The 13,537-nt window shown below is 41.6% G+C and carries 11 protein-coding genes and 1 pseudogene; 11 read left to right on the forward strand and 1 reads right to left on the reverse strand.

Annotated elements, in window-relative coordinates:
- Positions 1 to 115 precede the first annotated feature (115 nt).
- Positions 116 to 1,798, reverse strand: coding sequence for an NFACT RNA binding domain-containing protein (locus tag NSQ62_RS03965; protein ID WP_341323879.1), 1,683 nt, complete (start codon positions 1,796 to 1,798; stop codon positions 116 to 118).
- A 239-nt stretch (positions 1,799 to 2,037) separates the two neighbouring features.
- On the opposite strand from NSQ62_RS03965, the gene NSQ62_RS03970 reads away from it, so the two are divergent.
- The 11 genes and pseudogenes from NSQ62_RS03970 (at position 2,038) to pknB (ending at position 13,532) form a co-directional block, all read left to right on the forward strand.
- Complete coding sequence (locus tag NSQ62_RS03970; RefSeq protein ID WP_341322635.1) at positions 2,038 to 2,913, forward strand: YicC/YloC family endoribonuclease; 876 nt, start codon at positions 2,038 to 2,040, stop codon at positions 2,911 to 2,913.
- Positions 2,914 to 2,928: 15 nt separating this feature from the next.
- Positions 2,929 to 3,546 (forward strand): guanylate kinase, encoded by a 618-nt coding sequence (gene gmk, locus NSQ62_RS03975; protein WP_341322636.1) that lies wholly within the window; start codon positions 2,929 to 2,931, stop codon positions 3,544 to 3,546.
- Between the two features lie 4 nt (positions 3,547 to 3,550).
- On the forward strand, positions 3,551 to 3,775 hold the full coding sequence (gene rpoZ / locus NSQ62_RS03980; RefSeq protein WP_341322637.1) for a DNA-directed RNA polymerase subunit omega: 225 nt from the start codon (positions 3,551 to 3,553) through the stop codon (positions 3,773 to 3,775).
- Positions 3,776 to 3,862: 87 nt separating this feature from the next.
- A pseudogene (coaBC, locus tag NSQ62_RS03985) lies at positions 3,863 to 4,411 on the forward strand (bifunctional phosphopantothenoylcysteine decarboxylase/phosphopantothenate--cysteine ligase CoaBC); the annotation flags it as partial.
- A 5-nt stretch (positions 4,412 to 4,416) separates the two neighbouring features.
- Positions 4,417 to 6,822 (forward strand): primosomal protein N', encoded by a 2,406-nt coding sequence (gene priA, locus NSQ62_RS03990; protein WP_341322638.1) that lies wholly within the window; start codon positions 4,417 to 4,419, stop codon positions 6,820 to 6,822.
- Between the two features lie 25 nt (positions 6,823 to 6,847).
- Positions 6,848 to 7,339 carry a peptide deformylase gene (gene def, locus NSQ62_RS03995; RefSeq protein ID WP_341322639.1) on the forward strand — a complete coding sequence of 164 codons (492 nt, stop codon included), beginning with the start codon at positions 6,848 to 6,850 and terminating at the stop codon, positions 7,337 to 7,339.
- A 3-nt stretch (positions 7,340 to 7,342) separates the two neighbouring features.
- Positions 7,343 to 8,284, forward strand: coding sequence for a methionyl-tRNA formyltransferase (gene fmt / locus NSQ62_RS04000; protein WP_341322640.1), 942 nt, complete (start codon positions 7,343 to 7,345; stop codon positions 8,282 to 8,284).
- Complete coding sequence (rsmB, locus tag NSQ62_RS04005) at positions 8,281 to 9,642, forward strand: 16S rRNA (cytosine(967)-C(5))-methyltransferase RsmB (RefSeq protein WP_341322641.1); 1,362 nt, start codon at positions 8,281 to 8,283, stop codon at positions 9,640 to 9,642. Before fmt ends, rsmB begins: the two co-directional genes overlap by 4 nt.
- Before the next feature lie 52 nt (positions 9,643 to 9,694).
- Positions 9,695 to 10,795 (forward strand): 23S rRNA (adenine(2503)-C(2))-methyltransferase RlmN, encoded by a 1,101-nt coding sequence (gene rlmN, locus NSQ62_RS04010; RefSeq protein WP_341323880.1) that lies wholly within the window; start codon positions 9,695 to 9,697, stop codon positions 10,793 to 10,795.
- Between the two features lie 10 nt (positions 10,796 to 10,805).
- Positions 10,806 to 11,552, forward strand: coding sequence for a Stp1/IreP family PP2C-type Ser/Thr phosphatase (locus NSQ62_RS04015; protein WP_341322642.1), 747 nt, complete (start codon positions 10,806 to 10,808; stop codon positions 11,550 to 11,552).
- A gap of 3 nt (positions 11,553 to 11,555) precedes the next feature.
- Positions 11,556 to 13,532 (forward strand): Stk1 family PASTA domain-containing Ser/Thr kinase, encoded by a 1,977-nt coding sequence (gene pknB, locus NSQ62_RS04020; protein WP_341322643.1) that lies wholly within the window; start codon positions 11,556 to 11,558, stop codon positions 13,530 to 13,532.
- Positions 13,533 to 13,537 lie beyond the last annotated feature (5 nt).

Genomic DNA, 13,537 nt, shown 5'->3' on the forward strand with positions numbered 1-13,537 from the left:
GGATGGTGGGAATTTATTCCGACCACCGCAGAAACACCGCGCCATCGCGGATAATTAGTACATGAGCGAAACACTGTCCGCAAAAGTACAACTTTTCGGACAGCCCTCTTTATCATTATTTTTTCAACTGCATAATAACGGCTTCATCTGGTGTAACGTAGAGTGTCTTTTGCTCGAAGTAAATCACGAAACCTGGTTTTGCGCCATTTGGTTTTTTAACATGACGAATTTCTGTGTAATCTACAGGGACAGATGCCGATTCACGGGCTTTACTGAAGTAAGCACTTAACATCGCTGCTTCTTTTAACGTTGTTTCATCTGGATTTTCAGCATGAATGACAACGTGTGAGCCTGGAATGTCCTTTGTATGTAGCCAAATTTCATTGCGCTTGCCAATTTTAAATGTTAAATAATCATTTTGCTTATTATTTTTACCGACCGAAATGGCAATACCTGTTGAAGACATGAAGTTTTCAGGTGTTGGTTTTGTCGGTTTCTTTTTGCGTTTTGACTGACGTAATCGGAGTAAGCCTTGCTCTGCGAGTTCTTCACGAATTTCCTCAATATCAGAAGGTGAAGCTTGCTGTACTTGCTGCGAGAGCATCTCTAAATAATGAATGTCATCAAGCGTTTTTTGCTGCTGTTCTTCAATCATAATCAGTGCTGTTTTAGCTTTGTTGTATTTTGTGTAATAGCTTTGTGCATTTTCAATCGGCGATTTACGCGGGCTAATGGGAATACGCACTTTTTCAGCCGGTTCACTGTAGTAGTTTTCAACGTCTACATAGTCTGCACCTTTCGCAAAGTTATATAAATTGGCCATTAATAATTCGCCGTAAAGCTGAAACTGTTCTAAGTTTTGTGCGCGCTCTAAATCTTTTTGTAGTTTCTTTTGCTTTAGCTTTAATTTGTTCAGTTCGTTTTGTAACCAACGCTCTAAATCACCTGCCTGCTGCTTGACACGATCACGCTCAGCGCGTGCGAAAAATACACGATCCAGCAGTTCACCCAGTGTGTCATATGTAGTAACAACACCTTGTAAATGGGTTAGGTTTGTAGGAGAGAAATAGCTTTTACCTTCTAATTCTACGTATGTTGGTTTTGCAATGGTTGCAATTTCATTCATAAACTGACGCGTCGCTGTTACCGCATCTTGTGTTGTTAAACGGTGTAGGAGCTCTGTCGCGTGCAGTGGTGAAAAACCAGCGAACTTTTCAATAAGGTCTTTTGCTGTTAAATCTTGTGTGAATAGTTGTTTTAGCTCTTCGTCGGATAAGCTTGTTAGAGAAGCTTTATCTTGTTTTGGTGGCTCAATGTACGCTTGCCCAGGTAACACGGTACGGTAGCTATTCACTGATGGTGGTAAGTGTTTTAAGCTATCGATAATTTTCCCCGTCTCTACATCAATTAGTAGAAGGTTACTGTGACGGCCCATCACTTCAATGATTAGCTGACGTTTTACAGGGTCACCAATTTCGTTTGTACTATCAATATCAAATGTAAGAACGCGTTCAAAGCCTTGTTGCGTAATGTTTGAAATATAGCCACCGTCTAAATGTTTGCGCAGGAGCATACAGAACATTGGAGGATCTGCCGGGTTTTCAATCGATTGCTCTGTACGATGTACGCGTGAATAGGATGGATGGATCGAAAATAAAAGCTTTGTGTTTACACCAGCTGCGCGGATTTGTAATACGACTTCTAGCGCGTTGGGCTGATAAATTTTTGTAATGCGTCCAGATGTTAAGCTTTGTAGCTCTTTACTCATTGAACGCGTAAATAATCCGTCAAATGCCATTGTGTTTGCCTCTTTCGTTTCATTAAATTCTTTGTCCATCTATCATACCACTTTTTGACGGGTTGGCAGTAGGCAGATACATAAACGCCGTGGATTATTCAAGGTGAAGGATATTCCCCTTGTTCACAGTTTTTCACTCGCTTTCGTACGAATTGTATTTACTATCGTAATCGATTACGCAAATTTAAATAAACCTATGTTATAATTAATGCAATATGCAAAGAAGGGCGTGACGAACCTTGGTACGTAGTATGACCGGTTTCGGCAGGGGGGTCACAACAACGAAAAACTTTCAACTAACTGTTGAAATTCGTGCTGTGAATCATCGTTTTTTAGAAATGAATACGAAGTTTCCAAAAGAATGGATGGAAGCGGAAGTGCTTGCAAAAAAAATGTTGTCGGATACGATTTCTCGTGGGAAAATAGATGTTATCATTTTTCTAAAAGAATTAAAGGATACCGAGCAAACAATTCAAATAAATTGGCCGCTACTAAATGCGTTTTTACAAGCGAAGGAAGAGCTTGCACAGTCTGTTTCGATGGAAGAAAAGTGGACGATGCAAGAAATTGTCAGCCTTGAGCAAGTACTGCAAATCGAAAAGATGGAGCTTGAACAAGCACAAATTATCAAAGCAGTACAAAGTGCGTTAGCAGAAGCCATTCAAAATTTAATTGCGATGCGTGAGCGTGAAGGCGAGCAATTACAGCAAGTAATGTTACAATATAAGGCTGAGCTAGAAAAAGAGATTGCGCAAATCCGAAATTATGCGCCATTAGCAGTGGACAAGTATCGCGAACGTTTAACAAGTCGTTTACAAGACATTGCAAGTGGGCAATTAATAGAAGAACGAATCTTTACAGAAGTAGCCATTTTTGCTGAACGTATTGATATTACAGAAGAGCTAGATCGTCTTACGAGTCATTTTAGCCAATTAGTCGAAACATTAAATGAACCAATAGCAATTGGCCGTAAGCTTGACTTTATTATGCAAGAAATGAATCGTGAAATTAATACAATTGGTTCAAAAAATCAGTCAACGGCTTGTTCGTCAGCTGTTGTCCAAGCCAAAACGATTTTAGAAAAAATGCGAGAACAAGTTCAAAATATTGAATAACAAAAGGAGATACATATGCATAAACAACGTGGATTATTAATTGTTTTATCTGGTCCATCAGGCGTTGGTAAAGGGACAGTTCGTAAAGAGCTCTTCTCACAGCCTGATACAAATTACGAATATTCGATTTCGATGACAACACGTAATCCTCGCGAAGGAGAAATAGATGGTGTAGACTATTTCTTTAGAACACGTGAGGAATTCGAAACGTTAATTGAACAAGGAGGCTTACTCGAGCACGCGGAATTCGTAAGCAACTATTACGGGACACCGCTTGCCTATGTTCAAGAAACGCTAGAAGCGGGTCGTGACGTATTTTTAGAAATCGAGGTGCAAGGTGCAGCTCAAATTCGTGAAAAGGCGCCAGATGCGTTGTTTATCTTTTTAGCCCCACCTAGCATTACCGAGCTTGAGCAGCGTTTAGTTGGTCGCGGTACAGAAACAGAAGACGTGATCGCGCGACGCATTGCAACGGCTCGTGAAGAAGTTGAAATGATGTCTCTTTACGATTATGTTGTAGAAAATGACCAAGTTCAAAATGCATGTGATAAAATTAATGCAATCATTGTAGCGGAGCACTGCCGTCGTGTACGTGTAGAAAAACGCTACTTGTCAATGTTGAGAGGAGAATAAAACTATGTTATACCCATCAGTAGATAAGTTAAAAAAACAAATCGATTCTAAATACTCATTAGTGAGCTTAGCATCAAAACGTGCACGCCAATTGCAAGAAGAGGGCGGCGAAATGCTAGACAAATACGTTTCATACAAACCAGTAGGAAAAGCGTTAGAAGAAGTTGCTGCAGGTAAGTTACGTAAAGTGAAGCAAGATGCTTCAGCGATTTACGAAGACGAAATTTAATCTAGATAAAACATTCAAATATGTTGAGTTGAAGCTCCCTTAGAATCTTTCTTTGGGGGCTTATCCTTTGAAAGGACGGTTATGATGATGGAAAAGAACAATGTATTATTGTGTGTTTCAGGGGGCATTGCCGTTTATAAGGCGGTCGCACTTGTAAGTAAATTATCGCAAGCGGGCATGAACGTAAAAGTCATGATGACCGAGTCAGCAAGAAAGTTCGTGGCACCACTTAGCTTTCAGGTGATGTCAAAAAACGATGTGTTTTACGATACATTTGATGAAAAGGATTCCAACGTTATTGCACATATTGATTTAGCGGATTGGGCGGATTTAGTCATTGTTGCACCAGCGACAGCCAATATGATTGCCAAAATGGCACACGGCATGGCCGATGATATGGTGACAACGACATTACTTGCGACAACGGCACCAGTTTGGGTCGCACCGGCGATGAATGTACATATGTATGAGCATCCGGCAGTGAAGCGCAACATTCAGCAACTCCATGAAGATGGGCTTCGTTTTATCGAGCCATCAGAAGGTTTTTTAGCATGTGGTTATGTGGGCAAGGGACGTTTAGAAGAGCCTGAAAAAATTACCGCGCTTGTTGTGAAGCATTTTAATGAGCGAAGTGAGGCGCAATGAAGTTTGCACAAGTAATCGTAGATGTATCGGCTTACCCGGTAGATCGACCGTTTGATTATTTAATTCCTAAAGAATGGGAAGAACTAATTGATACTGGTTGCCGTGTGAAAGTTCCATTTGGCCCGCGGAATGTGCTCGGCTTTGTTGTCGGGATTTCCGAAGAGTCCGATGTACCCGTAGAAAAAATTAAGGCCGTGGCGCAAGTGCTTGATCTTGAATCGATTTTAACTGTTGAAATGCTCGAGCTTGCCAAATGGTTGAAGCATCAAACGATTTGCTATGAAATTGATGCCCTACAAGTGATGCTACCAGGTGCTCTGCGCGCAAAGTATGAAAAGTATGCCATGTTAATCGGCGATGCGACACAGCTAGCATCTGAACTTCAGCCGTATTTTGAAAAGGCCACAAAGGTGAATGTTGCGCAATTTGAAAAAGCAAATGCATTGAAATCGTTAAAGCAAGCGGTAAACGCTGGGCTTGTGCTGATTGAAAATGAAGTGAAGCAAAAGGGGCAAGTAAAGCAAGTACGGAAAGTGCAAATTGCCTCACTCGAACAGCTTGAAGTTGTGCAACAGCAAATTAAGCGCGCCCCAAAGCAAATCGCACTTATTGAATGGATGAAGCCTTATGCCGGAGCCATTTTAATGCCGGATGCGATTTGTGAAGCGGTCAATGTGACGAGCGCCGTATTAAAAGGCGTCATTGACAAAGGTGCGGCAGAATATATTCACGAGGAAGTATATCGTGACCCGTATACAAAGGAAATTGTGCATACCGACAATTTAACGTTAACCGATGAGCAGCACAACGCATTGACTAAAATAAAGCAGGCGATGGAAGAACAGCGCCAAGAAACGTTTTTACTACACGGTATTACCGGGAGTGGGAAAACGGAAATTTATTTGCAAGCGATTCAGCGTGCGATTGCGGAAAACAAAGAAGCGATTGTACTGGTTCCTGAGATTTCGCTAACCCCACAAATGACGGAGCGCTTTAAATCACGTTTTGGTGATGAGGTTGCCGTGATGCATAGTGGACTATCTGTTGGTGAAAAATACGATGAATGGCGCAAAATTCAGCAAGGCAAAGTAAAAGTTGTTGTTGGAGCGCGTTCAGCGATTTTTGCGCCCTTTAAAAATTTAGGAATTATCATTTTAGATGAGGAGCATGAATCCACATACAAGCAAGAGGATTCGCCGCGTTACCATGCGAGGGATGTAGCGATTTGGCGCGGCAAGTATTACAACTGTCCGGTCATTTTAGGGAGTGCGACACCAGCACTTGAAACATATGCTCGTGCAAAAAAAGGTGTGTATACGCTATTAACGCTCAATAACCGTGCGAAAAGCCAAGCGTTGCCAACCGTTCACATTGTCGATATGCGTGAAGAGCTCCAGGCGGGGAATCGTTCGATGTTTTCACAGCAACTTATGACAGCACTTCTAGAACGACTAGAGCGCGGCGAGCAAGCGGTGCTGTTTTTAAATCGCCGTGGGTATTCATCGTTTGTGCTATGCCGGGATTGTGGAACGAGCGTACAATGTCCGAACTGTGATATTTCACTAACGTACCACCGCTATCAAGAAAAGTTGAAATGCCACTATTGTGGACATGAGGAGTATATTCCAGAGACGTGCCCCGAGTGCCAAAGTGAAAACATCCGCTATTTCGGTACAGGTACGCAAAAAGTAGAGGAAGAGATTTTCAAGCTGTTCCCGCAAGCGCGTGTCCTGCGAATGGATGTAGATACAACAAGGCAAAAAGGTTCACATGAAAAAATGCTTGATGCGTTTGGACGTGGGGAAGCAGATATTTTACTCGGCACGCAAATGATCGCAAAAGGCTTAGATTTTCCGAACATTACGCTAGTTGGTGTACTGAGTGCTGATACGAGCTTACATTTACCAGATTATCGTGCGGCAGAGAAGACGTTCCAGCTCATGACACAAGTAAGTGGTCGTGCTGGGCGTCACGACAAACCAGGGGAAGTATTTATTCAAACGTATACCCCAGAGCATTATGCGATTGAATTATCGAAAGAGCAGCACTACACGCCGTTTTATGAACGTGAAATGCATGCACGTCACACAGCAGGCTACCCACCGTATTATTATTTAGCGCTTGTGCAAGTAACACATGAAGACGTCGTCATGGCGGCAGAATATGCAGGACGTGTTGCGGAGTATTTACGTTCGAATTTATCGTTTGATGTTTCGGTTATTGGACCAACAACGGCAAGTATTGCTCGTCTCCAAAATAGATATCGCTACCAATGTTTGATAAAATATAAAATAGAGCCAAAATTAATTCCTGTGCTGTTGCAATTGATTAAATTGTATCGTTCCGAATGGATTAAAAAAGGCATTGTGTTAACAGTTGATTTAGATCCACAGATGATCTAATGGATATAGAAAGAGGTTAAAGGTTATGGCAATTAAAGAAGTTATTAAAAACCCGGCAAACGTGTTAAACCAACAAACAAAAGAAGTCGAAGTAATCGATGAATCGATCATCGCATTACTAGATGATTTATACGACACAATGGTTGAGCACGACGGTGTAGGGATTGCGGCGCCACAAATTAATGTAGGCCTACGCGTTGCGATTGTTGAGCTTGGGGAAGATATTTTAGAAATGATTAACCCTGTAGTGATCGAAACACGTGGCGAAGAAGAAGATGTAGAAGGCTGCTTAAGTTTCCCAGATCTTTTTGGTATGGTAAAACGCCCAACGTACGTGAAAATTGAAGCGGCTGACCGTGAAGGCCAAATCTACGAGTTAGAAGCAGAAGATTTCGAAGCGCGTTGCATTTTACACGAAATCGACCATTTAGATGGTGTGTTATTTGATTCGAAAATGACACGTGTGTTAACAGAAGCGGAGCTAGAAGAGTTATACGCGGACGCTGAGGAGGAATAATCGATGACAAAAATCGTTTTCATGGGTACACCGGCATTCTCAGCGCCGATTTTGCGTATGCTACAACAAGAAGGCTATGATGTCGTAGCTGTTGTCACACAGCCAGATCGTCCTGTGGGTCGTAAAAAAGTGTTAACACCACCTCCAGTAAAAGCGGAAGCGTTAGCATTAGGTATTCCGGTCATTCAGCCTGAAAAATTACGTGGCTCTGAAGAATTACAACAAATTATCGCGTTAAACGCTGATTTAGTAGTTACAGCTGCATTCGGTCAAATTTTACCTAAAGAATTACTAGATGCACCGCGTTTGGGCTGTATTAACGTCCATGCTTCATTATTACCAGTATACCGCGGCGGAGCGCCAATTCACCAAGCGATTATTGATGGTCAAGCGAAAACAGGCGTGACGATTATGTATATGGCACAGAAGCTTGATGCAGGAGATATTATTGCACAGCGCGAAATTATGATTGAAGATACAGACCACACAGGTGGCCTATTCGACAAATTAAGCGATGTAGGTCGTGAGTTATTAAAAGATACATTACCATCAATTATTGATGGTACAAACGAGCGCACTGTACAAGACGAGTCACTTGTCACATACGCGGGCAATATTAGCCGTGACCAGGAGTTAATTGATTGGAATAAAGACGCACGCACATTATATAATCAAGTGCGCGGCTTACATCCATGGCCAGTTGCCTATACAACATTTGAAGATGCCAACTTCAAAATATGGTGGGCAAAACCAGGTGAAACCGCTACGAACGCCGCACCAGGTGAAGTCGTAAACATCGAAAAAGATTATTTTGAAGTCGCAACAGGTGATGGTTCAACACTCGCATTATACGATGTACAGCCAGCAGGCAAAAAACGTATGACAGCTGAGGAATACCTACGTGGTACGGGCTCGAAATTACAGATTGGGGACCGTTTTCAATGAGCAAGAAAAAAGAAATCATTTGGGATGGTAATGTACGTGACGCGGCATTAACGATTTTACTTACAGTCGATAAAAGCCAAGCCTACAGTAACTTACTATTACACCAAACGATTGAAAAATATAAAATTGACGCCAAAGACCGTGGTTTATTAACGGAATTAACGTATGGTACACTGCAATATAAATACACGCTAGACTACTATTTAGATCCATTTATTCGCGGGAAAGTGGATATTTGGGTGCGTTGGTTACTACGTATGTCGCTGTATCAAATGCATTATTTAACACGTATTCCAGCGCACGCTGCGGTAAATGAAGCAGTAGAAATCGCAAAACGTCGTGGCCATAAAGGAATTGCATCGATGGTGAACGGGATTTTACGTTCGATTTTACGTGAAGGTGTACGTTCGCTTGATTTAATCACAGATGCCAATGAGCGTTTAGCGATCGAAACAAGTCATCCGCAGTGGCTAGTTAACCGCTGGGTAGAAAGCTATGGCTATGACCACACACGCGAAATGCTTCTTGAAAACAACATCGCCCCACTACAAACGGTGCGTGTTAATACGACAAAAGCAACGGTTGAACAAGTGATTACAACGTTAGAGCGTGAAGGTGTGAAAGCACGTCGTAGTGAATTTATGCCACAGTGTTTACATTTAGAAAGTGGACAAGCCGCACGGACAGGCGCATTCCGTAATGGCTTAATTACGATTCAAGATGAAAGTTCAATGCTACCTGCTACCGTGTTAAACCCACAGCCAGGTATGAAAGTACTGGATATGTGTGCTGCACCAGGCGGGAAAACGACGCATTTAGCTGAAGTCATGAACAATGAAGGTTCTATTTTGGCAACGGACTTACATCCGAAAAAATTAAATTTAATCGAAGAAAATGTCGAGCGCTTAGGGCTAACGATTGTGGAAACCGCACCACTTGATGGACGTAAAGCAGCGGAGCTTTTACAAAAAGAAGGCTATGATGCGATTTTAGTCGATGCACCGTGCTCAGGCCTAGGTGTAATGCGTCGTAAGCCAGATATTAAGTATACAAAGCGCGAAGAGGATTTAGAAAGTCTACAAACAATCCAATTAGCTATTTTAGAGAATGCGGTACAATTATTAAAAACGGAGGGTCGTTTAGTGTACTCAACATGTACAGTCGATCGTCGTGAAAACGAAGGTACGGTACAAGCCTTCTTACAAGCACATCCGGAAATGCAACCGGTGATGTTAGAAAATTTACCAACACAACTAGATGCGAAACAACAAGACGGGATGCTACAAGTATTCCCTCAAGATATTGGCAGTGACGGATTTTTCGTAGCTGCATTCGTAAAAAAAGGAGCGTCCAATTAATATAATGGAGCAGGAACAATTAAAACAATTTGATGACCGTATTCAGGATTTAATGGAAGAAGTGGCAGACAAGCCAGTTCGCCGTGAGAAAAAAGAAAAACCACAATTAAAACCTTCTATCTACTCATTACGTCTAGATGAAATGAAGGAATGGTTAACAGCGAATGGTGAAAAAGCATTCCGCGCAGGCCAAATTTACGAGTGGTTATATGAAAAGCGTGTAAAAACGTTTGAAGAGATGTCGAACCTATCAAAAGGCTTACGTGACAAGCTTGAAGCAGAATTTGCGTTAACGACACTTTCAACAATTATTAAACAGGAATCAAAAGACGGCACAATTAAGTTTTTATTCCAATTACAAGATGGCTATTCAATCGAAACAGTATTAATGCGTCACGAATACGGAAACTCGATTTGTGTAACAACACAAGTAGGTTGCCGCATTGGCTGTACGTTCTGTGCCTCAACATTAGGCGGACTTAAACGTCACTTAATGGCCGGAGAAATCGTTGAGCAAGTAGTGAAAGTACAACAACAACTTGATGAAACAGAAGAACGCGTATCATCAATCGTGATTATGGGGATTGGTGAGCCATTCGATAACTATGATGCGATGATGAGCTTCTTAAAAATTATGAATGATGACAAAGGCTTAAACATCGGCGCGCGTCATATTACGGTTTCCACTTCTGGGATTGTACCGAAAATTTACGAATTTGCCGACGAAGGTATGCAAATTAACTTTGCTGTATCCTTACACGCACCAAACCAAGAAGCACGTCAGAAATTAATGCCGATTGCTAAAGCATATAAATTAGAAGAGCTAATGGACGCGGTAAAATACTATACGACGAAAACAGGTCGCCGTGTAACGTTTGAATATGGCTTAATGTCAGGTCAAAATGATACGGAAGAAGTAGCATTAGAATTAGCGAAATTAATTAAAAACATTAAATGTCACGTTAACTTAATTCCAATCAACTACGTACCAGAACGTGATTATATTCGTACGTCACGTAGTAAAATCTTTGCCTTTGAAAAAACGTTAAAGGAACAAGGTATTAACGTAACGATTCGTCGTGAGCAAGGTGCGGATATCGCAGCAGCTTGTGGCCAGTTACGTGCACAGGAACGATCACAAGAAACAAAGTAGGTGGACGATAGTGAACTTTACAGTGGAAAGTGATATTGGGTTGAAGCGAACAATCAATGAAGATCGGGCGGCGTTTTTTGAACGCCCCGATCGTTTTAAGCTTGCGATTTTAGCAGACGGCATGGGTGGACATAATGCAGGCGACGTGGCGAGTGAAATGGCGATTAACGAAATGCAGCAGCTTTTCGAGCAAGTCGACAGTGCACAATTCGCGACAAAACAGACGCAATTCGAATGGTTGCGTGATGCGGTTTCACATATTAATCAGAAAATTTACCACTATTCCTTAGCGCATGAAAATTGCCAGGGGATGGGGACGACAATGATTGCAGTGTTACTTGATCAAAAGGAATGTATTATTAGTCATGTCGGTGATAGTCGTGTATACCATTTTACAAACGATTCCGTAGAGTTAGTAACGAGAGACCATTCATACGTAAATATTTTATTAGAAAATGGGGAAATTAGTGAGGAAGAGGCAAAAAATCATCCGAAGCGTAACTTCATTTTAAAAGCATTAGGAACGGAAATTTCAATTGAACCAGACTTCTATGAAATCACCTTAGATGATGAGGCGCATATACTCATTTGTTCCGACGGCTTAAGTAATAAGCTAACGCCAGCGGAAATGGCGCAGGTCATCGCGCGACCGATTTCGATTCAAGAAAAAGGAAAACATTTTATTCAAGCAGCAAATGAACGCGGCGGAGAAGATAATATTTCCCTTATTTTAATGACGACCAAGCAGGAGGTGTAGTCAATGCTAGTAGGAAAACATATTAGTGGCCGTTACAAAATTTTACAAGTAATCGGCGGCGGCGGTATGTCGAATGTGTATTTAGCGCATGACATCATTTTAAACCGTGATGTTGCCGTTAAAATTTTGCGCTATGATTTATCCAATGAAGAAGAATTGCATCGTCGTTTCCAACGTGAAGCATTGTCTGCAACAAGTTTAATGCACCCAAATATCGTCAGCATTTATGATGTTGGGGAAGATGGGGATATGCATTATATCGTCATGGAATACATTAAAGGGAAAACATTGAAACAATACATACAAGAGTTTTCACCTTTATCATCTGCGCGCAGTGTGCACATTATGAAGCAATTAACTTCAGCACTAGATCATGCACATGAGAATGGGATTATCCACCGTGATATTAAGCCGCAAAACATTTTAATGGACGAAGAAGGTAATGTGAAAATTACCGATTTTGGAATCGCGACGTCATTAGGCGCAACAAGCTATACACAAACAAACTCGGTCATCGGTACCGTACATTACCTATCACCAGAGCAAGCGCGTGGCGGACTTGCGACAATGAAGTCTGACATTTATGCGTTAGGGATTGTGTTGTACGAATTATTAACAGGCGAATTACCGTTCTCAGGTGAGTCAGCCGTATCGATTGCACTCAAGCATTTACAAGCCGAAACACCATCAGTTCGTGAATTCGATGCGACCATTCCGCAAAGTGTGGAAAATATCGTATTAAAAGCAACGTCAAAAGATGCGAATCATCGCTACGAAAGTGCCGAAGCAATGCAAGAAGATTTAGAAACATGTTTATCACTAAATCGCATGAATGAACCAAAGTTCGCACCACCGTTAGATGATGATGTAACAAAGCTAATTCCGATTATTAAAGAACCAAAGCCAGCGCAGCCACATGTGCAAAAACCTTCTACTGGTGTAACAGAGCAAACGGTGTTAATGGAGAAAACCAATCCTACACCAACAGCGCCGCAACAGCCAGAGGTGAAAAAGAAGCCGAAGAAAAAATGGCCGATAATTGTCGGGGTTTTAGCACTCTTTCTGATTGCTGGGATTGCCGCAGCATTTATGCTAACACCGAATAAATATCCAGTGCCGGGTGTAGTAGGCATGCCACTCGATGAAGCGATTGCAGAAATTGAAAAGGCAGGCTTTGTTGTCGGGAAGCAAGAAGAGCGAAATGCTGAAGATGTAGAAGTGGGACTGATTATCGATACGACACCACGTGCTGGCCTTGAAAAGGTAAAGGGCACTGAAATTGATTTAATCGTTAGTCTCGGGAAATCAGCTTCAGAAATGCCTGATTTTGTTGGAAAGCAAATTACCCAAGTTGAGCCAGTGTTAAAGGGCTATAAAGATTATTATATTGATGATGAAGTTTATGATGATTATGCGCTAGAAGGTGAAATTATCAAGCAAACGCCAAAAGCCGGTAGCGAAATAATCGCCGAAGAAACAGAAGTTGTATTAGTTTTAAGTAAAGGTAAGGAAAAAAGGACGGTTAGTAGCTTAGCGAATTTTAGTGAGGCGCAGCGTAAAGAATATGAACGTACGTCTGGTTTTAAAATTCATGTAACAGGTAGCAAGCACTCGGACACGGTGGAAGATGGTCATGTCATGGAGCAGACGCCAAAATCAGGTACTACGCTTGACGTAGGAGCGACAATCAATGTTGTTCTTTCAAAAGGTCCAGAAGCGAAACAAGAAAGTGTGTACCGCAAGGAAATCGAAATTCCATATGAGCCTTTAGAGGAAGGTATGGAGCAAACGGTTTCGATTTATATTCAAGATAAAACACGTACGATGATTGAGCCTGATGATACATTTACAATTACCGAAACAACGAAGTATGAAATTTTACTAACAATTGTTGAAGGCGATAAAGCTGCTTATCAGGTTGTTCGGGATAATAATGTCATTCAAAACGAAACAATCACATATGAAAGTTTAATCCCGTAAGGAGG

The sequence above is a fragment of the Solibacillus sp. FSL H8-0523 genome (assembly GCF_038051985.1).
GTDB lineage: Bacteria > Bacillota > Bacilli > Bacillales_A > Planococcaceae > Solibacillus.